This window comes from Mycobacterium hippophais (genome assembly GCF_027529605.1).
GTDB lineage: Bacteria > Actinomycetota > Actinomycetes > Mycobacteriales > Mycobacteriaceae > Mycobacterium > Mycobacterium arseniciresistens.
The window spans coordinates 17,886-41,869 of record NZ_JAPZPY010000020.1; the positions used below are offsets into that span (position 1 = coordinate 17,886).

Sequence of the window (23,984 nt, forward strand, 5' to 3'; positions counted from 1 at the left end):
GAGGTGGTGATGGCTGAGCCCTGGTCCGGTGGCGACGACGCGGAGGGCGCCTGGCGCGAGGAACCCGCGTCGCTGTTCGCCTCCACGGCGCCGTTCTGCGACAGCGCGGTGGGGTGGTCGAGGGTCGACGGTGCCAGCCTCGCGCTGCTCTCCCCGGCGCCGAACAGCCGGAAGCTGGTGTTCGCGACCGACGCGCTCGCCCAGCGCATCGACGAACTGCAGTTCGCGCTGGGTGAGGGGCCGTGTCTGGAGTGCTACGGGACCGGCCTGCCGAGGTGTGTCACCGACCTGGCGCACGACGAGCGCTGGACGTTGTTCTGCCGCGAGGCGGTCGCGCTCGGTGTCGGTGCCGCCTTCAACTTCCCGGTGCGGCTGGGCGATCAGCCGGTGGGCGTGCTGGAGCTCTACCGGCGCGACGCAGGCCCGATGACCGTCGACGAATACGACGCGGCGCTCGGATGCGCGGCGGCCATCGGTGCGGTGATCGGCTCGACGTACGCCCGATGGACGCACCGGGTGGCCGACGACGAGGACCTCAACGGGGCGACGTTGACCGCGCTGACGGAGTCCGACCCCTTCACCAGGTCACAGGTGCACATCGCGGCGGGTGTGGTCGCCGAACGCCTGAGGGTGTCGGTGGGTGAGGCCCTGGTGCGGATGCGGGCGTTCGCGTTCGCCCGCGACCGGCGTATCACCGAGGTAGCCGATGATGTTGTGGGACATCGCGTCTCATGGCGAGACTGGCAGGACGAGCCGTCGGGAGGGGCCTGAGCCGGTGCGACGTGTCACCGCCGCCAGAACAGGTGGTGCGTGACGCCGCTCGGGCTGGGCACGATGTCATGGTGGAACCGGTCGTCGAGCTCGTCGGGTGAGTTCCACAGCCGGGTTCCGGCGCCGATCTGCACCTGGGCGACCGCCACGTGCAGGGTGTCGACGAGCCCGGCGTCGAGGAACTGCCGGATGGTGGTCGCCCCGCCGCCGAGCCGGACGTCTCTGCCCTGCGCCGCTTCCCTGGCCTTCTCGAGCACCACGGCCGGCTCGTCGTCGACGAAGTGGAACGTGGTGTCGGACAGTGCGAAGGACGGCCGCACGTGGTGGGTCATGACGAAGACCGGGGTGTGGAACGGCGGCTCGTCGCCCCACCAGCCCTGCCACTCGTGGTCGTGCCACGGCCCGCGCTGCGGCCCGAACTTGTTGCGGCCCATGATCTCGGCGCCGATGTTGTGGGCGAAGTCCCGGGTGAGGTAGTCGTCGAGGCCGCGACTGCCGCCGGGGTCCGTGCGGTTGGGCCAGCTCGCCGTCGCGCCTGCCCAGAACATCATGGCGCCGGGGTCGGCGTCGCCGAACGGGCGCTCCAAACTCTGGTTCTCACCCGCCCCGAAGCCGTCGCTGGAGACGGTGAAGTTCTGGACTTTGAGCAGCTGGGTCACGCGTTCTCCTCGGATTGCCGGACGGATGCACGGTAGACCTCGCCGGCCGGTGATACTCATCGGTTAACGCTTGGCAGTCGTTTGGGTCACGATGCGGCGCCGGCTCTGCCGCCGCCGGCAGAACCCGTGTTCAATCGGCCGGGCGGCCCGCGCACGGGCGGCGGAAGGTGGCGCCATGCAGGCGGTGGGACCGGCGCTGGTGTGGCTGCTGGTCGCGCTCGCGGTGCTCGCCACCACGCGCACGCTCGTCGGCGTGATGGCAGCCAGACGGAACAGGCGGCGTGCTCGCGGGTTCTTCGTGCTTGGATTCCTGTGCGGCGCGACAGCCACCGCGATGGTGGCGCGCGGGGGCCGCGGCCGTCAGGCGCTCGGCGTCGCCACCCGCCACGTCGTCGCGGCGCGGCGGGCCGGTGTCCTTCGCAGTGCCGACCGGGTTGCGGGCCGGGTCCTCACCGCCCTTGGCGATCCACGGCAGCGATGCGTTGCCGGAGCGCGGCGGCGCGGAGTGTGAGGTGGTTGCGCTCGGCGATGTTCTGCGCCCGGTCTGCCGCCACCACGTAGAGGTCGGCCGCCGTGGACAGGTCACCCGCCTTCTCGTGCAGGTAGGCGCTCGCCGCGGTGTGTCGCGGCAGGCCCGGGTCCAGGTCGGCGAGCGCGGCGAGCCCCGCATGCGGTCCGTCCGCCTCTCCCACGGCGACAGCGCGGTTGAGCCGCACCACGGGGCTGTCGGTGAGCGCGACGAGCTCGTCGTACCACTCGACGATCTGCGGCCAGTCGGTCTCGCCGGCGGTGGGCGCGTCGGCGTGCAGGGCCGCGATCGCGGCCTGGGCCTGATACTCCCCCAGTCGGTCTCGCGCCAGGGCGGCCTGCAGCACGGCCACCCCCTCGGCGATGAGGCCGCGCCGCCACAGGCCGCGATCCTGATCGGCCAGCGGTACCAGGCTGCCGTCGGCCCGGGTCCTGGCGGCGCGCCGGGCGTGGTGGAGCAGGAAGAGCGCGAGCAGTCCGGCGACCTCCGGGTCCTCGGTGGAGCCGGCCAGCTGCCGGGCCAGCCGGATCGCTTCCGCCGCGAGATCCACGTCACCGCTGTAGCCCTCGTTGAACACCAGGTAGAGCACCCGCAGCACGGTGCGCAGGTCGCCGGGGCGGTCGAGCCGGACGTCGGCGACGGTGCGTTTCGCGCGGCTGATGCGCTGGGCCATCGTCGCTTCCGGCACGAGGTAGGCCTGGGCAATCTGGCGGGTGGTCAGGCCGCCGACGGCGCGCAGCGTGAGCGCGACGGCGGACGCGGCGGTGAGGCCCGGGTGCGCGCACAGGAAGTAGAGCGCCAGCGTGTCGTCGGCGGTTTCGGCAGGCCCCGGTGGCGGCTCCTCGGACACCCGGGTCTCCCGGTCGCGCCGGGCGACGTCGGATCGGGCGAGGTCGAGGAAGCGGCGCCACGCGGTGGTGATCAGCCAGCCCTTGGGGTCTTCGGGTGGGCGGTCCGCCCACGTCTCGATGCCCTTGATCAGGGCTTCCTGGACGGCGTCCTCGGCGGTCGCGAAGTCCGCGCCGCGGTGCACGAGGACGGCCAGGACCTGGGGGATCAGATCCCGCAGCCGCGCCTCGTCCACCGTGCGCACGGCTAGTCGGCGGAGCCGGGGGCGGCGGACATGAACGGCCGCAACTCGAGCCACTCGTGGATCGGCCGGCCTCCCGCCCCGGGCGCCGCGGAGAGCTCGCCGGCCAGTTCGACCGCACGCTCGTAGGAGTCGACGTCGATGATCATGAAGCCCGCGATCAGGTCCTTCGTCTCGGCGAACGGCCCGTCGGTCACCGGCGGCTTTCCCTCGCCGTCGGAACGGACCCAGGCGCCGTCGGCCGCCAGCGCCTGGCTGTCGACGTACTCGCCGCTGTCCTTGAGCCGGTCGGCGAAGTCCTGCATGTACTGCATGTGCGCGTCGATCTCGGCGGGTGTCCACTGGTCCATCGGCACGTCGTTCACCGACGCGGGCGCACCCCGGTAATGCTTGAGGAACAGGTACTTGGCCATGAGTCTCTCCCTTCGACGTGGCGACCCTAGTCGGTCGCTCACCCCTGGGACGGAGCCGTCGGACCGTTCTCGACATCGGCGTCGTAGCTGCCCATGAACTCCATCGGCACGCCGCCCATGGTGCAGAAGAACAGGTCGACGCCGGGCACGTCACCGAAGAGCACCGTGACGTCGTCGGTCATGGTGCGGGCCCTGTCCTGCACGCTGCGGTAGTCGTCCGTGAGGAAGGACAGTGCGGCCAGCCCCTCGGGCGCCACCTCGCGCAGATGTGCGGGGACGTCGAGGACCTCGATCAGCCCGGCGTCGCCGCCGCCGAGCATCGTCACCTCGGCGCCGTCGGAGGGTGGCCAGCCCAACGTGGCCTGCAGCACCTCACCGGGAACGTGGAACGCACCCTGGATGTCCATCCCGACGACGTCGGTCAGGAAGCGGATGAAGGTGCCGGCGGCATGGCTGCGCATGACGACGTGGTGGAGCTGATTCGGCAACACGAACCTCCCGTGCGAGAGAGCCGGTCGGAGCGACGGGGCCCTCGCCATGCTAAGCGTCCGCTCAGCGCCGTGGTGGGTGTTTCGTCGCACCGATGACGACACTCGCCTCCGTGCAGCGTTTGTGCCGCGGCACAGGTGGTATCCCAGTCGCCATGTCAGATTCCGGTGTCAGCGACGAGCTGACAGGGGTCTTCGCGCGGATGTCTGGGGTGTTGCTGGACGAGGCCACCGTGGACAGCGCGCTGGAGACCGTGACCTCGCTGGCCGCCGACACCATCACGGGGAGTACCGGTTCCGGCATCACGCTCGTGGATGCCGCAGGACGGCGGATCACCTCCGCGGCCACCGACGATCTGGTGCGGCGCCTCGACGGGCTGCAGTACGAACTCGACGAGGGCCCGTGCCTGAGCGCCTGGCGCGAACGGGCGGTGCTGCGCTCGGGCACCGACGGCGTACGGGGACGGTGGCCGGAATGGACGCGGCGGGCGAGGGAGATGGGGCTGCGGTCCTATCTCAGCGCGCCTCTGATCAGTCGCGACGACGCCATCGGAGCCATGAAGGTCTACTCGACCACCGATGACGCCTTCGGGGCACGGGACGCCGACGTGCTGCGCCGCTTCGCCAGTCAGGCGGCGATCTTCGTGGCCAACGTCGTGACGGTCCGGGCGACCGAACAGCTCAGCGAGCGGCTGAAGCAGACGTTGCGCACGCGCGACCTGGTGGCGACGGCGCGCGGCATCGTGATGGTGCGTGACGGCGAAGATTCCGAGGGCGCCTTCCGGCAATTGGCCGAGCAGTCCCAGCGAAGCCGCAGACTGCTGCGCGACGTGGCCGCCGAGGTGGTCGCGTCACCCACCACCGCATGGCGGCCGCGCTGAAATGGCCGGCATCGGCGAGCTGCACAGGCGGTTCCACGGGCCGAGGCGGCCGAACTGACCCTCGATGAACTGTGGCTGCGGTACTTCAGCCTCGGCGGCCTGGCGGGTCGCTTCGAGGTGGACGCCTACGTCAACGGCGCGATCGCCATGCCGCCGGTGGAACACGACGTCCTGGCGCTCGCCATCAACGAACGGCTCGACGAGCTAGCGCCGCCGCGCGCGCCGTACAGCGAGGAGTTCACCGAACTCGGCGGTGCACCCGATGAATCCGGCGGAAAGTGGTGAACGGATCACCCTCGGGTCTCGATGACCCGCTGAGCCACCGTCACGAGTGGGGTGTTGCTCTCCTGTGACAGCCGGCGGAGCATGTCGAACGCGGCGACGTCATCCACACCGAAGCGCTCCATCACGATGCCCTTGGCCTGGCCGATACGGTCCCGCGTCGCCAGCGCCGACTTCAGTTCAGCGTCCTGCCTGCCCGCCATGATGGCGGATGCGGCGTGGGCGGCGAGCACGGTGCCGACCGTGACCGCCTCGGTGTCCCACACCGTCGGCTCGTATCCGAACAGGTTCAGCGCACCGGCCGTGCGCTCGGTCGTGTACAGCCGCAGCGACAGTCCGCTGAGCACGCCGATCTTCACCACGGCAGCCGAGTAGGCCGGCCACCGCGACTCTTCGCGGAAGTCGTCTGTGCGCACGATCGTCTCGTCGACCGCGGCACCGATGCAGGGTCCCTCCTGCAGGGTGTGCTGAAGTTCGTCCAGCTCGTGGGGCAGGCCCGTGGTGCCGGCGTGCGACTCGAACTTGCCGCCCTTGGCCACCAGCAGGATCCCGGCGGTGTCGGCGCCGGGGATCAGCTCGACCGCGGCGGTGGTCGTCTCGAGCAGAATCTCCTCGATCCCGCGAGGCGGCGCGACCGACCGCGCCAGCTCGGCCATCCGAACGGCCAGACCGTCACCTCGCGCCCCGGACACCGCACGAGGCTGCCCGCTGAGCGGAACTTCAAACGGACAACGTCCCGGCCGTTTGGGCCATCGTCGCGTGGCTGACCGAATCCGGTGAGCACCGCAATGCCTGTCCCGGTGGACGGGTGGAATCGCGAGGAGCGGGACGAGACGCAGACCCAGCGTCTCGACCGCAACTGGGCCTGCCTGCTCCAGGAGCTGCGCGTGGTGTTGACCGGTGTCCAGTTGCTCACCGGCTTTCTGCTCACTCTGCCGTTCCAGCAGCGATTCGCGACGCTCGACGAGAATCTGCACCTGTTATATCTCGCCACGGTGGGGTGTTCGATCGCCGCGACGGTGCTGCTCACCGCGCCCGTCGCGCTGCACCGACTCCTGTTCCGCAGGCACATGCTGAACCAGCTGGTCACCGTGTCCCATCGCCTGACGATGATCGGCCTGTTCCTGCTCGGCGCCGCGGTGTCGGGCGTCGCCACCATGATCTTCGAGGTGATCGCCGGCAGGCAGGCGGGTATGGCGGCGGGGCTGTTCACGGCGACGGCCTGGGTTGCGCTCTGGGTGGCGTTGCCGCTCATCGCGCGCAGAGGCACCGAGGCCGATGTGCTCCGGTGACGGGTCAGCGCCCGAGCATGGCGCCGACGCTGCCGGCGAATGCCGCGGTGGAGAAGCAGTTCGGCTCCGCGAACTCCTCGAAGGACAAGGACTGGTGCCAGCCGGCGTCGGCAGCTCCGCGCAGCAGTGACTTGCTCATGGCCACCGCATGGGCGGGCAGTTGTGCGACGCGTGTGCACCATTCGTCGGCCGCCTGCAGCAGCTGGTCGTGCTCGACCACTTCCTGCACCAACCCGAGCTCGCGTGCGGTCTGCGCGTCGATGTGTTCGCCGCGCAGGAAGAACGCCAGCGCGCCCTGGTAGCCGAGCCGGCGGGTGAGCGCCCAGCTCGTGCCGACCTCCGGGATCAGTCCCAGCCGCCCGAAGGCAGGCACCAGCACCGCCCGCTCGCTGGCGATGACGACGTCGCACGTCAGGGCCCAGGCCAGTCCGACGCCCGCGGCAGGCCCGTTGAGCGCCGCGACGAAGATGGTGTCCGATCCCGCGATGGTCCTTGCGACACCGCCGAACTCGCGCCGGATCCACCGCCAGATGTCGGTGGTTCCCTCGTCGGCGTCGAGGTGGTCGATCGCGGTGCGCATCATCTGCAGATCGCCACCGGCACTGAAGCCGGGGTCGGCGCCGGTCAGCACGACGGTGCGGACGTCGACGTCGTCGGCCAGCGCCACCAGTGCGCGCCGCAACTGGCGGACCAGCGGTGCCGACAGCACGTTGAGGCGGTCCGGCTCGTCGAGGGTGATCACCGCGCGGTCACCGCGCCGGTCGACGTGCACCCGCGCCGGGGCCGAGGGATCGTCGCCCTCGGCGAGGATCTTCCGGTACAGCGAGTCTTCGGACATGGAGTTCACTCCTCTGCGTGCTGTCGCAGCGCCGCCCATGCGGCGGCGGCGAACGTCTCGGCGGTTCGGCTGGAGATCTTCGCGGCGGTGCCTGCCAGCCAGTACCTGCTGTACTCCTGCGCGGGCCCGAGCCACAGCGCTGAGGTGATCCCTGGTTGCATCGGGCCGAGCGCTCCGTAGGCGTGGTGGGGCCGCCACCAGTCACCGACGGCGGAGAAGAACCGGCGGTTGGCGTCCTGCAGTTCGGCGCTGTCGAGCCGATCCCCAAGCAGCAGTGCGGCTTCGGCACGATGCGCGACGACCCAGCGAAGGTGGTGGATGACGCCCGCCCGGATGCCGCCTTCGGCGGTCGGTTGCTTGACGAGCGCCTCGAGGAACCCGTCCTGGTACTCGCGGATCAGCTGCGCGAACACCGCCGCCGCCAGCGCCCGCTTGTCCGGGAAGTGGTGGTAGAGAGCGCCGACGCTGACCTCGGCCTCGCGCCGCACCTCGTCGAGGGTCGGCGACAACGCCCCGTCGGCGGCGAAGCGGCGACGGGCGGTGGTCAGCAACCGGTTCCGGGCTCCACCACCACTGCGCGTCGGCACGAGGATCACTCTAGTGTTACCGAGTAATCCTCTGTCAAGAGATCGGGCTCAGCGGTCGGTCGCCGACAGCGGGCGACGCTCGACGCCCCGTCCGGTGATCACCTTCGCGCTCACCACGGCGAGCCTGCCCAATCCGCGGTACGTCGACGGGTTGAACACCGTCGGCCACGTCGTACGCAGGCGGTTCTCGTCGACCGGCCTGCCGTCGAAGCGGTCGCGCAGCCACCGGAGCGCCATCGGGGCGGACAACGGGTGCAGCAGGATGTGCTCGCAGAACTTGTCGCGGTGATAGGTGACGTTCGTGCCTCCGGCGGCGTACGTGGCTGCCAGCCGGTCGATGTCGTCGACCGAGATGATGCGGTCGTGCACCGCCTGCACGATCAGCACAGGCATGGTGGGGGCGGCGATTCCGAGCCTGATGTTGTCGAAGACGTGCTGGACCTCCGGCATCTGCAGGATCTCCTCGAGCGGATGGTCCAGCAGGCCGGCCATATCCTGCTTCCTCAGCCGCACCACCGCCTGCGCGGTCGTCATCTTCGCGAGTTTCTCCATCAGCGCCCTGCCTTCGGCGCTGGCGTGCTGCTCGATGACACGCTTGAAGTCGGGATAGCTGTGCATCAGCGCGACGACCACCATGGTCGGCAGCCCGGAGAAGAACTTGCCGTTGAGGCGGTGATAGGTGCTGCCGAGGTCGCCGACCGGTGATCCGAGTACGGCGCCGACGACGTTGAGTTCCGGTGCGTAGCCGTCGTACATCTCGGCGGCCCACGCGGCGGCCAGCCCGCCACCGGAGTATCCCCACAGGCCGATCGGTGCCGACGCGGAGAGGCCGAGCGGTTCGAAGCTCAGTGCCGCACGGAGACCGTCGAGCACGCAGTATCCGGGCTCGAAGGGAGCGCCGAACACGCCGTGGGGTCCGCCGTGGTCCGGTATCGACACCGCCCAGCCCTCGGCGAGCGCGGCGACGATCAGCAGCAGCTCGAACTGCGCCAGCGCGCCGGCCGCCTTGGCCCGCCGCCGCAGTGCGTAGGACGGGAAGCAGCGGCCCGTCACGGCGTCGATGGCGCACTGGTAGGACAGGATCGGGCAGGCTGTGCCGGGTGTCCGCTCCGACGGTGTCAGCACGGTGGTGACGGTGGTCGACGCGCCGTCGTCAAGGTCGGTGGTCCGGTACAGCAGTTGGGTGGCGGTGAAGCGCTGCGGGATCACACCGAGGAACGCCAACTGCACGTCGCGGGACCGCAGCACCGTGCCGGGCGCGGTCCGCTCGAATCCAGGCGGCGGTTGGTAGAACGGGTCGTCACCGGGCAGCACCGGGCGAGCCCCGGCGCGGAGCTCCTCGTGCGGCGCGGACCACTCGGCACCATCCTCGGCAAATCCCGGGCGCTCCATCGTCATACGGTATCCCCTCCGAGCAGGCCGCAGTTTGGGATCGGTAGCTGCTCGACACGACTTCACTTGCCGTCATGGCGACGCCGCAGCGGCGCGCACGACGAAAGGAAGCAAACGATGAACATCATCCCCACCCGCGTCCAGGAGCAGGTCGACCGCGTGGAGCGCACCCCGAGCCTGGTGCTCGGCATCTTCGCCGGCATGACCGCGCTGTGGTCGCTCTACCGCGTGTTCTGGCTGCTGTACTCGGCGTCGGTGCTCTCTGGTGTCGGATTCTCGGCGGCGTCGCTGATCTTCTCCGCGGTGATCTGGGTCGCGGTGGGCGTCGGTGCGGCGGTGGTGTCCGCCGCATTCCTCATCCGGTACTCCAAGCAGGCCTGACGTCGCGCAACACAGAGAACGGGTCGCTGTTACACAGCGACCCGTTCTGCGTCCTACGGCGATTACTTCTGCGCGGTGTCGCCGGAATCGTCCGCCGGAAGCGCCTCGGCGCCGGGCGTTGCAGGTGCGAGCACCTCGTCCTCGGCGGCCTCGGTCGCGGGTGTGGTGGGTTCCTGAGACGTCATTCGCTGCGCTCCTTGTCGGTGGTCGGTCCGTGCAGCAGTACCCGGTGGAGTCCGCGGGCAATCTCTGCAAGATCGGTGGGGCGCATTCGGGTTCGACTCCAGAGATTGGGTAGTCCCTCTACGCGCTGCCCAACTTCACGGGCGGTCGCGACCACAGGGAGAGACACGATGTACCTACACACACAGCAACTGATCAACGAGATCGCCGTTGACGAGCCCGATCCCGCCGCGGCGAACGCGTTGCAGGAGGGCCTCGGTGGCCAGTTCGGCGAGATGCGCACGATGATGCAGTACCTGTTCCAGAGCATGAACTTCCGCGGCGACGTGACGGCCAAGCCCTACAAGGACCTGCTGCAGGGGGTGGGCACCGAGGAGATCAGCCATGTGGAGCTGATCGGCACCACCATTTCGCGGTTGCTCGACGGCTCACCGGAGTACAAGGGCAAGCCGACCGATCCGGTGGACAAGCCGGGCGCCAAGGGCGCGACGCCGCTGAAGATCGCACTGGATCACAGCAACATCCATCACTATCTGGTCGGCGCCCAGGGCGCGATGCCCGTCGACGCGGCAGGCAACCCCTGGCTGGGGTCCTATGTGTACAACAGCGGGAACCTGGTGCTCGACCTCCTCTACAACCTGATGCTCGAGTCGACCGGGCGGCTGCAGAAGTGCCGCATCTACGAGATGACGGCCAACAAGACGGCGCGCTCGACGATCTCGTACCTCATCGTGCGCGACCAGGCGCACGAGAACGCCTTCGCCAAGGCGCTGGAGAGTCTCGGCGTCAACTGGGGTGCCGTGCTGCCCATCCCGAAGACCAATGCCGAGCAGTTCCCCGAGGTGAAGAAGCTGCTCGACCAGGGCCTGCAGAGTGTCCAGTTCACCTTCGACGCCGACGACGCGAGCCAGGCGGCGAAGCTCTACCGGGGCGCTTCGCCCTCGAACGACGGCACCGAATTGAGCACCGCCATGATGCCCGAGGGCTTCCCGATGACCATCGCACCGGAACGCCGCGAGGAGTTCGCGCCGGGCCTCGACAAGGAACTGCTGGCGCTGATCCAGGCGACCGCCGAGGTGGAGATCGACTCGATCGAGAAATCCTGACGGCTACGGGCGGCTAAGCGTCCGCGCGGGCGAACTGACCGAGTCGGTACTGCTCGACACACGACGCCCGCCGGACCTTGCCGCTCGTGGTGATCGGGATGGCACCGGGACCCACCAGGACCAGGTCGGCGACGCTGAGTCCGTGGTTGTTCGAGATCGCCGACGCCACCTCGCCCTTGAGCTGGTCGAGGTGCTCGGCCGCCTCGTCGTCGGTCGCACCACGCTTCCTGACTTCGACGATCACCACGAGTTTCTCGGTCTGGCTGTCCGGGACAGCGATCGCTGCGCAGCGGCCGCGCGAGATCTCCTGCACCGTGGCCTCGATGTCGTCCGGAGAATGGTTGCGGCCGTAGACGATCAGGAGATCTTTGATGCGGCCGATGATGAACATCTCGCCGTCGGACAGGAAGCCCGAGTCGCCGGTGCGCAGCCACGGGCCCTCGGGTGTACCTGCCGACGGCGACACGATCGATGCGCCGAAGGTCTTCGCGGTCTCCTCGGGTTTCTGCCAGTAACCCTTCGCGACGTTGTCGCCGTGCACCCAGATCTCACCGACGGTGCCGGCCGGGCACTCGGTGCCGGTGTCGGGATCGACGATGCGCACCATCGGCGACGTCGGTGTCCCATAGCTGACCAGCGGGGTGCCGCCTTTGTCCGCGCTGCGCTCGGCCTTGCCCGCCGTGAGCTTCTCCGATTCGAAGCGCACGATCGACGGCGGAGCGGTGGTGGTGTCGGTCGCCACGTACACGGTCGCCTCGGCCAGCCCGTAGGACGGCCTGATCACTGATGCGTCCAACCCCAGCGGCGTGAACCGCTGCGTGAACCGCTCGACGGTCGCGGGGTGCACCCGCTCGGCGCCGGTGGCGATGACCTGGACATCGGAGAGGTCGAGTCCGGCCATGTCGTCATCCGACGTCTTGCGCGCCGCCACCTCGAACGCGAAGTTCGGGCCAGCCGTATATGCCTTGGTGTTGCCGGCCGCCAACTGCATCCACCGGGCGGGCCGCTGCAGGAACGCCACCGGACTGGCCAGCACGGCGGGGATGCCCAACAGCACTGGTGCGCAGACGCCGAGGTACAGCCCCATGTCGTGGTAGAACGGCAGCCACGACACCACGGTTGTTCCGGGTGGCGCCGCGTTCCCATGGGCCGAGAAGTATCCCGCCGCCCACTGTCGAAAATTGGCCAGGATGTTGCTGTGTGACATCACGACGCCCGCCGGCGTACGGGTCGAACCGGACGTGTACTGCAGGAATGCGGTGTCCGGGAAGTCTTCCCGGCCTGCGCCTGAGCCCATCGGTCCGTCGAGATCCAGCGAGTCGATCTCGACGACGGCCGCCGCGGGCCCGTCCGCCCGCGGCGTTACGTAGTCTCCGACGGCGCCCGCGACCGCCGAGGTGGTGAGCACCACGGCCGGCGACGCGTCGATCATCACCGAGCTCACCCGCTCGTCGGTGGCGCCGCCCATGGGCACCGAGAGCGGGACCGCGATCTGGCCGGCCTGCAGAGCGCCGAGGAAGGCGACGACGTAATCCATCCCCTGTGGCGCGAGGATGACGGCGCGGTCGCCCTCAGATCCGCATTCCTCGAGACGGTTGGCGACATTCACTGTGCGCCGGTAGAGCTGTGACCACGACAGGCTTTCCGCGACGCCGTTCCAGTCCTTGTCGTAGTCGACGAACGTGAATGCCGTCTCGTTGGGCTGCAGGCTCGCACGCTCGAGCAGCACACTCGGAATAGAGGTCTCAGTCACGTGCACAACCTACCGCGGCGACTCTCCGGACACGCCGGAATGACGTTTGCTGGCTCACTTGGCACCACCTTCGTGGGTGTGACGGGCTCTATACGGTGCGGGACAGCCGGTTCGCGAGCAGTCCGGCGAATCTCGCCGGATCGTCGGGCACGTCGCCTTCCGCGAGAAGCGCAGTGCCGTAGAGCAATTCGGCGGTCTCGCCGAGGGAGGGGTCGTCGGCGCCGCGGCTCTGGTGCGCCTGCTGCAGGCCGGTGACGAGTGCGTGCTTCGGATTGAGTTCGAGGATGCGCTTCCCGACGGGTATCGCCTGGCCCGAAGCCTTGTACATGCGCGCGAGCGCCGGCGTGATGCCGAACGTGTCGGTGATCAGGCAGGCGGGCGACTCGGTGAGGCGCGTCGACAACCGCACCTCCCTGACGTGTTCGGCCAGCGTCTCCTTGAGCCAGGTCAGCAGGTCGGCGAAGTCCCGTTGCTGTTCCTCGCGCTCCTCTTCGTGCGCGGCCTTCTCGTCGTCGGAGTCGAGGTCGACCTCACCTTTGGCGACCGATTGCAGTGGTTTGCCGTCGAACTCGGCCACCGACCCGACCCACACCTCGTCGACCGGGTCGGTGAGCAGCAGCACCTCGTAGCCCTTGGCCTTGAACGCCTCGAGGTGCGGGGACTTCAGCAGTTGCTCCCGTGTTTGCCCGGTGGCGTAGAAGATCTGCTTCTGACCGTCCTTCATGCGCTCGACGTACGCGGCCAGCGTCGTGAGTTCGTCGTCGCTGTGTGTGGAGGCGAACGACGAGATGCGCAACAGCGTGTCCTGGTTGTCGACGTCCGACATCAGGCCCTCTTTGAGGACTGCGCCGAACTGCGCCCAGAGGGTGGCGTAGTCCTGCGGTCGCTCCGCCTGCACCGTCTTGATCGTCGAGAGGACCTTCTTGGTCAGCCGTCGACGGATCGCGGTGAGTTGCCGGTCCTGCTGCAGGATTTCGCGAGAGACGTTGAGCGACATGTCCTCCGCATCGACCACACCCTTGACGAAGCGCAGGTAGCCGGGAATCAGCTGGTCGCAGTCGGCCATGACGAAGACGCGCTTGACGTACAGCTGCACCCCGGTCCTGGCGTCCCGGGTGAACAGGTCGAACGGTGCGTGCGAGGGGATGAACAGCAGAGCCCGGTACTCGAAGGTGCCCTCTGCCTTCATCGCGATGACCTCGAGCGGGTCATCCCAGGCGTGCGCGACGTGCTTGTAGAACTCTTTGTATTCCTCTTCGGGGACCTCGTCTTTCGACTTCGTCCACAGCGCCTTCATCGAGTTGAGGGTCTGTGTCTCGACCGTGGTCTGTTCCTCTCCGCCCTCTTCCGGGGCGGGGGAACGCCGCTCGACCTGCATCCGGATGGGCCAGGCGATGAAGTCGGAGTACTTCTTCACCAGCTCCCGGATCTTCCACTCCGAGGTGTAGTCGTGCAGCTCGTCCTCGGCGTCTTCGGGCTTCAGGTGCAGCGTCACCGACGTGCCCTGCGGGGCGTCGTCGACGGATTCGACGGTGTAGGTGCCGTCACCGCTGGACACCCAGCGCGTTGCGGCGCCCTCGCCGGCCTTGCGGGTGAGCAGCACGACCTCGTCGGCCACCATGAACGTCGAGTAGAAACCGATGCCGAACTGGCCGATGAGCTCCTCGGAGGCGGCGGCGTTCTTGGCCTCCCGCAGCTTCCGGCGAACCTCCGCGGTGCCCGACTTCGCGAGGGTGCCGATCAGATCGACGACCTCGGCACGCGTCATACCGATGCCGTTGTCCCGAACGGTCAGCAGGCGTTGCTCCTTGTCCACCTCGAGCTCGATGTGGAGATCGGAGGTGTCAACGTCCAGGTCCTTGTTCCGCAGCGATTCCAGCCGCAGCTTGTCCAGCGCGTCGGAGGAGTTCGAGATCAGCTCGCGGAGGAAGGAGTCCTTGTTGGAGTAGACCGAGTGGATCATCAGATCCAGCAGTTGGCGCGCTTCTGCCTGAAATTCCAGCTGCTCGACGTGTGCGGTCATGTCAATCCTTCGACAACTCGATATCCCAATGCGGACAGCCCAGGAATAGTACCGAGGCGTCATCCGATCGACGTTTCGAGGGCTCGGATACAGTTTGCTCGCCGTTGCTCCGGACCGGGCCCGACCGCGCCGAGGCGCGCGCTTCATTCCACACGAAACCAGGATCAGCACTGGCAAACTGGTTTTCGTCCGGATGTCACCCCCGGTCGGCCATGATGGTCCCATGGTGAGCGAGGCACTCGACATCGACAACATGCCCCGCGGCGGCCCTGACGCCTCATGGCTGGACCGCCGATTGCAGACCGACCGCCTGGAGTATCTGGACCGCGACGACTCCGATGACCGGAAGCGACGCGTGATCCGGGCCCTGGACCGGGGTGAGAAGCGGCTGGGCCAGCACGACCTGATGGCCGGCATCGTGCTCGACGAGCTCCGCGGCGTACCCGATCCCCGGATCCTGGAGTTGGGCGCAGGCCACGGTGGACTGTCGCGGGCGATACTCGCCCTGCACCAGTCCGCCCGGGTGACGGTCACCGACATCGATGCCACCTCTGTGGCCGACATCGCCGCGGGCGATCTGGGCAGCCACCCGCGTGCCACGGTTCGCGAGATGGACGCGACCGAGATCGACAGCCCCGACCGGAGTTACGACCTCGTCGTCTTCGCGCAGTCCTTTCACCACCTGCCGCCGCGACCGGCGGCGCGGGTGTTCGCCGAGGGGACCCGCGTCGCCGACAAGCTGCTGATCATCGACCTGCCGCGGTTACCTCCGTGGCGGCACATCGTGCAGTCCCCTCTGCTGCTCCCGCTCGCGCTGATGTTCCCGGTGGTGCATGACGGATACATCAGCGCGTTGCGCGCCTACAGCCCCTCGGCATTGCGGACCCTGGCCCGCTACGCCGACCCCGCGATTCGTGTCGAAGTGCGTCGAAGTGCCTTCAATCTCCGCGGCCGATGGGAACTGGCGGTGGCCAGCCGCTGAGATGGGGCGACGTGAGCAACCTGGAGGCGGTCGGCCGTTGACCGGCTGTGGGTAGCGGTTTCGCGGAATCGGGAGGCTCTAGCAACTTTTCGCGCGCCGTTGTGCGACGGTTGGTGGATTGCGCGGATTCCGAGACAACTCCCCTGCTCGCAATTACCGTCTTTGCTGGCAGTAGCTTGCTGAGATATGGGAAACGTGGAGGAATGCCGTCGCGACATCCACTTCGGTTCCTGGTAGAAGTTGCAAGCGCAAGAGCTTCACTCCGGCCGCGGCAATGCCGTTGCCGGCGTTGACAAGGGGGGCAGATGGCTTCGGTAGACACCGGCCAGAATTCGCTGTCGGAATCGGATTCCACCGTTTTCGCGCGGTCTGGGGGGCCTCAGGCCGTCACCCCGATTGCCGTCATCGGAATGGCCTGCCGACTTCCGGGCGGAATCGACTCCCCTGAACGGCTCTGGGACGCACTGCTCCGAGGCGAGGACCTCGTCACGGAGATTCCCGCCGACCGGTGGGATGCCGACGATTACTACGACCCGGAGCCGGGTGTGCCGGGCCGGTCGGTGTCGAAATGGGGCGCCTTCCTCGACGACGTCGCCGGCTTCGATTCGGAGTTCTTCGGCATGGGTGACCGTGAAGCGACGGTCAGCGATCCGCAGCACCGGCTCCTCCTCGAGACCTCGTGGGAAGCCATGGAACATGCGGGCCTCAACCGGGAGGTACTGGCCCAGTCGGTGACCGGTGTCTACGTCGGACTGACCCACACCGACTATCAGTTGTTGGCCGCCGACGCCGGCGCCGTGGAGAAGCCGTACGGCTTCATCGCGAACAACCCCAGCTTGGCCTCCGGCCGCATCGCGTACGCCCTCGGGCTCCGCGGTCCCGCGCTGACGGTGGACACCGCGTGCTCCTCGGGTCTGACCGCCGTACACCTGGCCTGCCGCAGCCTGCACGAGGGCGAGAGCGACCTCTCCTTCGCAGGCGGTGTGACGCTGGCGCTGGACCCGCGCAAGTGGGCAGCGGGATCGGCTGAGGGAATGCTGTCCCCGACGGGACGCTGCCACGCCTTCGACGTGGCGGCCGACGGCTTCGTCGCCGGTGAGGGCTGCGCTGTCGTGCTGCTCAAACGGTTGTCGGATGCACAGCGTGACGGAGACCGGATCCTGGCCGTCATCCGCGGCACGGCGGCGAACCAGGACGGTCGCACCGTGAACATCGCCACTCCGTCGCGGACCGCGCAGGTGGCGGCCTACCGCGACGCGCTGGCCGCGGCAGGCGTCGACCCCACCAGCGTGGGCATGGTGGAGGCACACGGCACCGGGACCCCGACGGGCGATCCGATCGAATACGCAAGTCTCGCCGAGGTATACGGTATCGACGGTCCATGTGCGCTGGTGTCGTCGAAGACCAACTTCGGGCACACCCAGTCGGCGTCCGGCGCCATCGGGCTGGTGAAGACGGTGCTGTCACTGCAGGGTGGCGTCGTGCCCCAGAACCTCCACTTCGAACGTCTGCCCGACGCCATGGCGGACATCCCGACGAACCTCTTCGTGCCGCAGACGAATTCGCCGTGGCCGACCAACGGCCACACGCCCCGGCGTGCGGCGGTGTCCGCATACGGCGTCTCGGGGACCAACGTCCACGCGATCTTGGAGCAGGCTCCCGAGAGTCAGGAGAAGTCCGCGGAGCCGGCGGGCACCGCTCCGCGGCTCTTCGCACTGTCCTCTACCTCGGCCGACGAATTGAGGCGCACCGCAACCCGGCTCGCCGACTGGGTCGAGGCGAACGAAGACGTCTCGCCGGCGGATCTCGCCTACACCCTGGCACGCAGGCGCGCGCATCGACCGGTGCGCACTGCCGTCGTCGCGAGCAACGCCGACGAGCTCGTCGCGGCCCTGCGCGAGGTCGCCGACGGTGACACCCCGTATCAGCCGGCGGTCGGACGCGACGACCGCGGCCCGGTCTGGGTGTTCTCCGGTCAGGGCTCGCAGTGGGCGGCGATGGGTGCGCAACTGCTGGCGAACGAACCGGTGTTCGCGGCGACCGTCGCCCAGATCGAGCCGGTCATCGCCGGAGAGTCCGGATTCTCTGTCACAGAGGCGATGTCGGCGACGCAGACGGTCACCGGACAGGACCGGGTGCAACCGACCCTCTACACCATGCAGGTCGCTCTCGCAGCAACTCTGAAGTCCTACGGCGTCCGGCCGGCCGCTGTGGTGGGGCATTCGCTCGGGGAGGCCGCGGCCGCCGTCGTCGCCGGCGCGCTCTCGCCGGAGGACGGCGCGCGCGTCGTGTGTCGGCGTTCCCGGCTCATGACCAAGGTGGCGGGCGCCGGAGCCACTGCCGCGGTGGAATTGCCTGCCAAACAGGTGCTCTCCGAGCTCACAGCGCGGGGCGTCAAGGACGTGGTGGTAGCCGTGGTGTCCTCACCGCAGTCCACGGTGATCGCCGGCGCCGCCCAGACGGTGCACGATCTCGTCGCGGGTTGGGAGGAACGCGATGTGATGGCCCGCGAGGTCCCCACCGACGTCGCCTTCCACTCACCGCAGGTCGACCCCATCCTCGGTGAACTCAAAGACGCGCTCAAGGATCTCGCGCCGATGTCGCCGGAGATCCCGTTCTACTCCGCGACCTCGTTCGATCCCCGGGAACAGCCCGCGTTCAACGCCCGGTACTGGGCCGACAACTGCCGCCGCATGGTGCGATTCGCCACGGCGGTGCAGGCCGCGATGGAAGACGGCCACCGCGTCTTCGCCGAGCTGTCGCCACACCCCCTGCTGGTTCGCGCGCTCGAGCAGACCGCCCAGAGTGTCGACGCACCGCTGATCGCATTGGCCGGTATGCGTCGCGAACAGCAACTGCCGCACGGACTCAGCGATTTCGTCGCCGACACGCACGCTGCCGGTGCCGCCGTCGACTTCTCCGTGCTGTACCCGAACGGCCGGCTGGTCGACGCCCCGCTGCCCAGCTGGACCCATCAGATGCACTGGCTGGAAGGCGGCGGTCAGGAGATCCTGACGCACGGCGCGTGCACCGTCTCCGTGCACCCGTTGCTGGGCGAACACGTCCGCCTTCAGGAAGAACCGGAACGTCACGTGTGGCAGGGCGAGGTCGGTACCGTTGCCCAGCCCTGGCTCGCTGATCACGAGGTCCGCAACGTGGCCGTGCTGCCCGGGGCCGCATACTGCGAGATGGCACTCGCAGCAGCTCATGCCGTGCTCGGCGGACCCGCCGAGGTGCGGGACGTGAAATTCGAGCAGGCTCTGCTTCTCGATGAGCAGACCACGGTCGGTGCGTCCGCCTCGACGTCGGCGCCCGGTGTCGTCGACTTCACGGTCGAGACCACGCAATCGGGCGAACAGACGCGCCAGGCGTCGGCGATCCTGCACGCCGCCGACGAGGAGCAGCCACCGTTCCACGACGTCGCCGCACTGCTCGCCGCGCACCCGGATGTCGAGGACGGTGACGCGGTTCGCCGACGCATGGATGCCCGGGGCGTCCAATACGGCCAGGCCTTCTCGGGTCTTGGCGACGTGCACACCGGCGCCGAGCGCTCTGACACCGTGGTGGCCGAAGTCGCGCTGCCACGCCAGATTCGCTCACAACAGGATGCGTACGGAGTCCACCCGGCGCTGCTCGACGCCTGCTTCCAGTCCGTCGAGGCCCATCCGAAAGTGCGCGCCCTGGGTGAGGGCGCGCTCGGGCTGCCCCTCGGTGTCCGTCGGCTGCGCTCCTATGGCGCCGCCCGCAACATCCACTACTGCCACACCCGGGTCACGAAGGCCGATGCCTCCGGGGTCGAGGCCGACATCGACCTGATGGACGAGCACGGGAAGGTGCTACTCGCCGTTCAGGGGCTGCTGCTGGGCACCGGCGTCTCCGACGCCGCGCAGCAGGACCGGACGTTCGCCGACCGGCTGCTGACCATCGAGTGGCGCCACCGGGAATTGCCCGAGGTGGAGTACACCGACGGCGGATCGTGGCTGCTGATCAGCACGAGCCCCACCGCCGACGTCATCTCCACGGCACTTACCGACGCACTGAAGAGCTCTGGCGCGGCGTGCACCACCATGGTGTGGCCGCAGCACGGCGACTTCGGCTCGAACACCGACGATTTGAGGGACCACCTCCGCAGCGGTCTGACCGGGGTGGTGGTTCTCACCGGACCGCGTAACGGCCACTCCGACGACCAGACTCCGCAACTGGGCCGCGGCTATGTGCGCCATCTCGTGCGGATCACCCGCGAACTGCCGGAGACCGCCGGCGAGCCGCCCCGCCTGTTCGTCGTGACGCGCTCCGCCCAGGCGGTGGCGGCCGACGACCGGTTGAACCTGGAGCAGGCCGGCATCCGCGGCCTGATGCGGGTGATCGGCACCGAGCATCCGCACCTACGCGCCACGCAGATCGACGTCGACGAGACGCCCGACGCCGAGCGACTGGCACAGCAGCTTCTCAGCGGGTCCGAAGAGGACGAGACCGCGTGGCGAGACGGCAAGTGGTACGTCGCGCGGTTGACGCCTACCCCACTCCTCCCCGAGGAACGGCGCTCCGCCGTCGCCGATTTCGAGAACGTCGGCGTGCGGCTGCAGATCCGCACGCCGGGTGACCTGGAGTCGGCCGAACTGGTGACCACCGGGCGAGTGGCGCCGGGACCAGGCCAGATCGAGGTCGCGGTCAACGCGTCCAGCATCAACTTCGCCGATGTCCTGGTGGCGTTCGGCCGCTACCCGTCGTTCGAGGGGCGGCTGCCGCAGCTGGGCATCGACTTCGCGGGTGAGGTCACGGCCGTCGGGCCGGGAGTCACCGACCTGCAGGTCGGCGACCATGTCGGTGGCCTGTCCGCCAACGGCTGCTGGGGCACCTTCATCACGTGCGACGCCGACCTGGCGGTGGCCCTGCCGGCCGGACTGAGCGACGTGGACGCCGCCGCGTTGACGATCGCCACCGCCACCGCCTGGTACGGCCTCAACGACATGGCGCGCATCTCCTCCGGCGACAAGGTGCTGATCCACTCCGGCACCGGCGGTGTGGGACAGGCCGCCATCGCCATCGCCCGTGCCGCCGGTGCGGAGATCTATGCGACCGCGGGCAGCGAGCAGCGGCGACAGCTTCTGCGCGACAGGGGCATCGAGCACGTCTACGACTCCCGCAGCACCGATTTCGCCGACGAGATCCGACGGGACACGGACGGTTACGGAGTCGACATCGTCCTCAACTCCGTCACCGGCGCCGCCCAGAAGGCCGGCCTCGAGCTGTTGGCGTTCGGTGGCCGCTTCGTCGAGATCGGCAAGCGTGACATCTACGGCGACACCCGGTTGGGGCTGTTCCCGTTCCGGCGGAATCTCTCCTTCTACGCCGTGGACCTGGCGTTGATGTCGGTGAGCCATCCCGGCCGGATCCGCGAACTGCTGAGAACGGTGTACCAGCTCACCGCGGACGGCTCATTGCCGCTGCCGGAATGCACGCGCTACCCGCTCGGCGACGCGGCGACCGCCATCCGGGTGATGAGCGGTGCCAATCACACGGGCAAGCTCGTGCTCGAGGTGCCGCACACCGGGCGCAGCCGCGTCGTGGTCCCGCCGGCGCAGGCTCCGGTGTTCCGCGGTGACGGTGCGTACGTCATCTCCGGCGGCCTCGGCGGGCTCGGGTTGTTCCTCGCCGAGAAGATGGCCGCGGCCGGCTGCGGTCGCATCGTGCTGTCGTCGCGGTCGCAGCCCTCGTCCGAGGCGCTGGCGGCGATCGAGCGGATGCGAGCCGGCGGCGCCGATGTCGTCGTCGAGTCGGCGGACATCTCCGACCCCGGCACCGCGGAGCGGCTGGTCGCGACCGCCACGGCAGGCGGACTGCCGGTGCGGGGCGTGCTGCACGCCGCGGCGGTGATCGAGGACGCCACGTTGGCGAACATCACCGACGAACTCCTCGAGCATGACTGGACGGCCAAGGTCGATGGGGCGTTCAACCTCCACTCGGCGACCGCGGGTCAGCCTCTGGATTGGTTCTGCTCCTTCTCCTCGGCGGCCGCCCTGGTGGGCTCGCCGGGGCAGGGTGCCTATGCCGCGGCCAACAGCTGGCTCGACGCCTTCACGCTGTGGCGGCGGGCCCAGGGCCTTCCGGCGACGGCGATCGCGTGGGGTGCCTGGGGCGAGATCGGCGCGGGCACGGCACTTGCCGAGGGTTCCGGGGTCGCGATCGCGCCCGAGGAGGGCGCGTACGCGTTCGACGCACTGCTGCGCCATGACCGGGCGTACACCGGGTATGCGCCGATCATGGGGGCCCCGTGGCTGGATGCGTTCGCGGCGCACAGCCCCTTCGCGGAGGCGTTCCGGTCCACCGCACAGAACGCCTCGGGCACGAGCAGATTCCGTGCCGAGCTCGACGAGCTTCCCGTCGAGGAATGGCCGGTCCGGTTGCGACGACTGATCTCCGATCAGGTGAGCTTGATCCTGCGCCGCAGCGTCGACCCCGACCGTCCGCTCGCCGAGTACGGCATGGATTCCCTGGGCGCACTCGAGCTGCGTACCCGTATCGAGAGCGAAACGGGGGTGCGGGTGAGTCCGAAGGACATGACGACCACGGTGCGTGATCTGGCGGGGATGCTGCACGACGAGCTCGTACCCGTAGATGCTGCCTGACCGCCGAATGTCACGCGGCCCGGCGCGTCGCTGATGTGGGCGGCGGTGTTCGGTGTTGCCCTGATGGGTGCGCTGAATCCTCTGCGGCTGAGCGCGATTCTGCTCATGATCTCCCGCCCTCGTCCCGTTCGGAGCCTGCTGGCCTTCTGGGTCGGGGCGGTCACCGTTGCCGTCTCGCTGGTCCTGGTCCCGATGTTCGTGTTGCACGACGTGCAGCAGGTCGAATCGCTGGTGCGGGAAATCGGCTCGAGCCCGGTGACCCGTTACATCAAGTTGGGCGCAGGACTGGTGTTACTGACGATGGCGGTGCTGATGCTCATCAGCCTCCTGCGGCGTCCCGGTGCCACGGTGAGTGAATCGGTTTCGGTCACCGCGACGGCGCAGAATACGGCCTCCCACGACGACTCACACACGCCTGCGACGGGTCGGCACCGGGCTCCGGCGGAGTCGTCGGCTGCGACGGACGACGGACCTCCGATTCGGCGGATGATCGGTCGCACGCAGGAAGCGTGGAAGCGCGGATCTCTGTGGATGGCCCTGGTGATCGGCTTCATGAGCGCACCGGCTCCCGACGCGGTTCTCCTGGTGCTGGCCGTGGTCCTGACCTCGGGTGCCTCGATCGGGATTCAGTTGAGTGCCGGCATCACCTACATCGTCTCCATGCTCGTGGTGGTCGAGGCAGTGATCGTCAGTTACGCGATCATCCCTGCGAGAACCGAATGCGTCCTCGGTCGCGTTCGCGACTGGGCCCTGAGGTATCGCCGGCAGGTGGTGACCGCGGTCCTTGCCATGGTCGGGGTCGGCCTGACGGTGACGGGGATCGCGTGAACGCTGTCCCGGCACCGCTGCAGCACTGCGCCACTATCGTCGACATGTCCCGTCGGTCAGCGACATCCGCACTGAAGTCAGAGGAGAGCCCGTGAGTCCCGGTCCCAAGATGTTGTTGAATGGTCTTGTCGGACTCGCCATCTACGGCGCGTTGTCCTTCATCCCGGCGTGGACGTTCGACTACTGGCAGGCGTGGGCGCTCCTCGTCATCATGTACGTGGTGTCGACCTGCTTCCCGGCGTTATACCTGATGGGCAGGAATCCCGCCGCGCTCGAGCGCAGACTGCGCGGCGGGCCGACCGAAGAGGGCCGCAGCGTCCAGAAGGGCGTCATGGCCGGCCTCTGGCTGGCCGTCGGAGCGCAGTTCGTCGTCAGCGCGCTCGACCATCGCTTCGGGTGGTCCCGGGTACCCACGGCGGTCTGCGTGGTGGGTCTCATCGTGGCCGCTTTGGGCTTGTTCGTCGTCTCGCTCGTGATCATCCAGAACAGCTACGCGGCCGCGGTCGTCCGGGTGGAGGAAGGCCAGACCGTGGTGTCCACCGGCCTGTACGGGCTGATGCGCCACCCGATGTACACCGGCAATCTGCTCGTGATGGTGGGCATTCCGTTGGCGCTCGGGTCCTACTGGGGGCTCATCTTCGTCATCTTGTTCGTCGGGGTGATCACGGTGCGCATCCGCGACGAGGAAGGGCTGTTGCGCAACGAACTGCAGGGATACAGCGAGTACACGCAGAAGGTTCGGTACCGGCTCGTTCCCGGCGTGTGGTGACCGCCGCCCCCTGAAATCCCCTCCCGCACGGTCAGTTCCGTGCGTGTGTTTAGAGGTGTTGGGTGAGGGTGTTGATGGTGGGTGCGTTGATGATGGTGGCGAGGGGGA

General features: G+C 68.5%; 22 protein-coding genes. 11 read left to right on the forward strand and 11 right to left on the reverse strand.

Annotated features, from left to right (window positions below):
- Window positions 1-9: 9 nt before the first annotated feature.
- A complete protein-coding gene (locus O6P37_RS28030) occupies window positions 10-771 on the forward strand; it encodes a GAF domain-containing protein (RefSeq protein ID WP_269897149.1) in 762 nt (253 codons plus the stop codon).
- Window positions 772-785: 14 nt separating this feature from the next.
- Here the strand turns inward: O6P37_RS28030 and O6P37_RS28035 are convergent, their stop codons facing one another.
- Window positions 786-1,430 carry a dihydrofolate reductase family protein gene (locus O6P37_RS28035; protein WP_269897150.1) on the reverse strand — a complete coding sequence of 215 codons (645 nt, stop codon included), beginning with the start codon at window positions 1,428-1,430 and terminating at the stop codon, window positions 786-788.
- A 175-nt stretch (window positions 1,431-1,605) separates the two neighbouring features.
- Between O6P37_RS28035 and O6P37_RS28040 the strand changes: the two genes are divergently transcribed.
- Window positions 1,606-1,941: a hypothetical protein gene (locus tag O6P37_RS28040; protein ID WP_269897151.1), complete on the forward strand. Its 336-nt coding sequence runs from the start codon at window positions 1,606-1,608 to the stop codon at window positions 1,939-1,941.
- On the opposite strand, the gene O6P37_RS28045 is transcribed toward O6P37_RS28040, so the two are convergent.
- Genes O6P37_RS28045 through O6P37_RS28055 form a run of 3 tightly spaced genes read right to left on the reverse strand, consistent with a single transcriptional unit; the run spans window position 1,880 to window position 3,950 of the window.
- On the reverse strand, window positions 1,880-3,043 hold the full coding sequence (locus O6P37_RS28045; protein ID WP_269897169.1) for an RNA polymerase sigma factor: 1,164 nt from the start codon (window positions 3,041-3,043) through the stop codon (window positions 1,880-1,882). The genes O6P37_RS28040 and O6P37_RS28045 overlap by 62 nt on opposite strands.
- Before the next feature lie 11 nt (window positions 3,044-3,054).
- Window positions 3,055-3,462 (reverse strand): YciI family protein, encoded by a 408-nt coding sequence (locus O6P37_RS28050; protein WP_269897152.1) that lies wholly within the window; start codon window positions 3,460-3,462, stop codon window positions 3,055-3,057.
- 38 nt (window positions 3,463-3,500) lie between these two features.
- Window positions 3,501-3,950: a hypothetical protein gene (locus O6P37_RS28055; RefSeq protein ID WP_269897153.1), complete on the reverse strand. Its 450-nt coding sequence runs from the start codon at window positions 3,948-3,950 to the stop codon at window positions 3,501-3,503.
- A 155-nt stretch (window positions 3,951-4,105) separates the two neighbouring features.
- On the opposite strand from O6P37_RS28055, the gene O6P37_RS28060 reads away from it, so the two are divergent.
- Window positions 4,106-4,831 carry a GAF and ANTAR domain-containing protein gene (locus O6P37_RS28060; RefSeq protein WP_269897154.1) on the forward strand — a complete coding sequence of 242 codons (726 nt, stop codon included), beginning with the start codon at window positions 4,106-4,108 and terminating at the stop codon, window positions 4,829-4,831.
- A 117-nt stretch (window positions 4,832-4,948) separates the two neighbouring features.
- The gene (locus O6P37_RS28065; RefSeq protein WP_269897155.1) at window positions 4,949-5,116 is read left to right on the forward strand and encodes a hypothetical protein; all 168 of its coding nucleotides are present in this window, start codon (window positions 4,949-4,951) and stop codon (window positions 5,114-5,116) included.
- A 5-nt stretch (window positions 5,117-5,121) separates the two neighbouring features.
- Here O6P37_RS28065 and O6P37_RS28070 read toward each other — a convergent pair whose 3' ends face one another.
- A complete protein-coding gene (locus O6P37_RS28070; RefSeq protein ID WP_269897170.1) occupies window positions 5,122-5,769 on the reverse strand; it encodes a GAF and ANTAR domain-containing protein in 648 nt (215 codons plus the stop codon).
- A gap of 132 nt (window positions 5,770-5,901) precedes the next feature.
- Here O6P37_RS28070 and O6P37_RS28075 point away from each other — a divergent pair, with 132 nt between their 5' ends.
- On the forward strand, window positions 5,902-6,405 hold the full coding sequence (locus tag O6P37_RS28075) for a DUF6328 family protein (RefSeq protein ID WP_269897156.1): 504 nt from the start codon (window positions 5,902-5,904) through the stop codon (window positions 6,403-6,405).
- A 4-nt stretch (window positions 6,406-6,409) separates the two neighbouring features.
- Here the strand turns inward: O6P37_RS28075 and O6P37_RS28080 are convergent, their stop codons facing one another.
- The 3 genes from O6P37_RS28080 to O6P37_RS28090 are packed head-to-tail and all read right to left on the reverse strand — an operon-like array spanning window position 6,410 to window position 9,222.
- Entirely contained in the window at window positions 6,410-7,243 is an 834-nt protein-coding gene (locus tag O6P37_RS28080) for an enoyl-CoA hydratase/isomerase family protein (protein WP_269897157.1), read from the reverse strand.
- Between the two features lie 5 nt (window positions 7,244-7,248).
- On the reverse strand, window positions 7,249-7,830 hold the full coding sequence (locus tag O6P37_RS28085; RefSeq protein ID WP_269897158.1) for a TetR/AcrR family transcriptional regulator: 582 nt from the start codon (window positions 7,828-7,830) through the stop codon (window positions 7,249-7,251).
- Window positions 7,831-7,878: 48 nt separating this feature from the next.
- Window positions 7,879-9,222 (reverse strand): lipase family protein, encoded by a 1,344-nt coding sequence (locus O6P37_RS28090; protein WP_269897159.1) that lies wholly within the window; start codon window positions 9,220-9,222, stop codon window positions 7,879-7,881.
- Window positions 9,223-9,339: 117 nt separating this feature from the next.
- Between O6P37_RS28090 and O6P37_RS28095 the strand changes: the two genes are divergently transcribed.
- Window positions 9,340-9,603, forward strand: a complete 264-nt coding sequence (locus tag O6P37_RS28095; protein WP_264013699.1) for a hypothetical protein — start codon at window positions 9,340-9,342, stop codon at window positions 9,601-9,603.
- Window positions 9,604-9,665: 62 nt separating this feature from the next.
- Here the strand turns inward: O6P37_RS28095 and O6P37_RS28100 are convergent, their stop codons facing one another.
- Window positions 9,666-9,788 (reverse strand): hypothetical protein, encoded by a 123-nt coding sequence (locus tag O6P37_RS28100; protein WP_269897160.1) that lies wholly within the window; start codon window positions 9,786-9,788, stop codon window positions 9,666-9,668.
- A gap of 168 nt (window positions 9,789-9,956) precedes the next feature.
- Between O6P37_RS28100 and O6P37_RS28105 the strand changes: the two genes are divergently transcribed.
- Window positions 9,957-10,892: a manganese catalase family protein gene (locus tag O6P37_RS28105; protein ID WP_269897161.1), complete on the forward strand. Its 936-nt coding sequence runs from the start codon at window positions 9,957-9,959 to the stop codon at window positions 10,890-10,892.
- 13 nt (window positions 10,893-10,905) lie between these two features.
- Here O6P37_RS28105 and O6P37_RS28110 read toward each other — a convergent pair whose 3' ends face one another.
- Both O6P37_RS28110 and htpG read right to left on the reverse strand, forming a co-directional pair.
- Window positions 10,906-12,645 carry an AMP-binding protein gene (locus O6P37_RS28110; RefSeq protein ID WP_269897162.1) on the reverse strand — a complete coding sequence of 580 codons (1,740 nt, stop codon included), beginning with the start codon at window positions 12,643-12,645 and terminating at the stop codon, window positions 10,906-10,908.
- An 88-nt stretch (window positions 12,646-12,733) separates the two neighbouring features.
- Window positions 12,734-14,668 (reverse strand): molecular chaperone HtpG, encoded by a 1,935-nt coding sequence (htpG, locus tag O6P37_RS28115; RefSeq protein WP_269897163.1) that lies wholly within the window; start codon window positions 14,666-14,668, stop codon window positions 12,734-12,736.
- Window positions 14,669-14,891: 223 nt separating this feature from the next.
- Here htpG and O6P37_RS28120 point away from each other — a divergent pair, with 223 nt between their 5' ends.
- The 4 genes from O6P37_RS28120 to O6P37_RS28135 all read left to right on the forward strand — a co-directional run bounded on the left by O6P37_RS28120 (window position 14,892) and on the right by O6P37_RS28135 (window position 23,876).
- Entirely contained in the window at window positions 14,892-15,650 is a 759-nt protein-coding gene (locus tag O6P37_RS28120) for a class I SAM-dependent methyltransferase (RefSeq protein ID WP_269897164.1), read from the forward strand.
- A 305-nt stretch (window positions 15,651-15,955) separates the two neighbouring features.
- Window positions 15,956-22,279 carry a sulfolipid-1 biosynthesis phthioceranic/hydroxyphthioceranic acid synthase gene (pks2, locus tag O6P37_RS28125; RefSeq protein ID WP_269897165.1) on the forward strand — a complete coding sequence of 2,108 codons (6,324 nt, stop codon included), beginning with the start codon at window positions 15,956-15,958 and terminating at the stop codon, window positions 22,277-22,279.
- A 45-nt stretch (window positions 22,280-22,324) separates the two neighbouring features.
- A complete protein-coding gene (locus O6P37_RS28130) occupies window positions 22,325-23,107 on the forward strand; it encodes a GAP family protein (protein ID WP_269897166.1) in 783 nt (260 codons plus the stop codon).
- 91 nt (window positions 23,108-23,198) lie between these two features.
- Complete coding sequence (locus O6P37_RS28135; RefSeq protein ID WP_269897167.1) at window positions 23,199-23,876, forward strand: methyltransferase family protein; 678 nt, start codon at window positions 23,199-23,201, stop codon at window positions 23,874-23,876.
- Window positions 23,877-23,984: the final 108 nt, after the last annotated feature.

Bases quoted from the DNA above. Each gene is read 5' to 3' on its own strand.
- O6P37_RS28030 (WP_269897149.1), top strand. From the start codon at position 10: ATGGCTGAGCCCTGGTCCGGTGGCGACGACGCGGAGGGCGCCTGGCGC.
- O6P37_RS28040 (WP_269897151.1), top strand. From the start codon at position 1,606: ATGCAGGCGGTGGGACCGGCGCTGGTGTGGCTGCTGGTCGCGCTCGCG.
- O6P37_RS28050 (WP_269897152.1), bottom strand. From the start codon at position 3,462: ATGGCCAAGTACCTGTTCCTCAAGCATTACCGGGGTGCGCCCGCGTCG.
- O6P37_RS28060 (WP_269897154.1), top strand. From the start codon at position 4,106: ATGTCAGATTCCGGTGTCAGCGACGAGCTGACAGGGGTCTTCGCGCGG.
- O6P37_RS28070 (WP_269897170.1), bottom strand. From the start codon at position 5,769: ATGGCCGAGCTGGCGCGGTCGGTCGCGCCGCCTCGCGGGATCGAGGAG.
- O6P37_RS28075 (WP_269897156.1), top strand. From the start codon at position 5,902: ATGCCTGTCCCGGTGGACGGGTGGAATCGCGAGGAGCGGGACGAGACG.
- O6P37_RS28080 (WP_269897157.1), bottom strand. From the start codon at position 7,243: ATGTCCGAAGACTCGCTGTACCGGAAGATCCTCGCCGAGGGCGACGAT.
- O6P37_RS28090 (WP_269897159.1), bottom strand. From the start codon at position 9,222: ATGGAGCGCCCGGGATTTGCCGAGGATGGTGCCGAGTGGTCCGCGCCG.
- O6P37_RS28095 (WP_264013699.1), top strand. From the start codon at position 9,340: ATGAACATCATCCCCACCCGCGTCCAGGAGCAGGTCGACCGCGTGGAG.
- O6P37_RS28100 (WP_269897160.1), bottom strand. From the start codon at position 9,788: ATGACGTCTCAGGAACCCACCACACCCGCGACCGAGGCCGCCGAGGAC.
- O6P37_RS28105 (WP_269897161.1), top strand. From the start codon at position 9,957: ATGTACCTACACACACAGCAACTGATCAACGAGATCGCCGTTGACGAG.
- htpG (WP_269897163.1), bottom strand. From the start codon at position 14,668: ATGACCGCACACGTCGAGCAGCTGGAATTTCAGGCAGAAGCGCGCCAA.
- O6P37_RS28120 (WP_269897164.1), top strand. From the start codon at position 14,892: ATGGTGAGCGAGGCACTCGACATCGACAACATGCCCCGCGGCGGCCCT.
- pks2 (WP_269897165.1), top strand. From the start codon at position 15,956: ATGGCTTCGGTAGACACCGGCCAGAATTCGCTGTCGGAATCGGATTCC.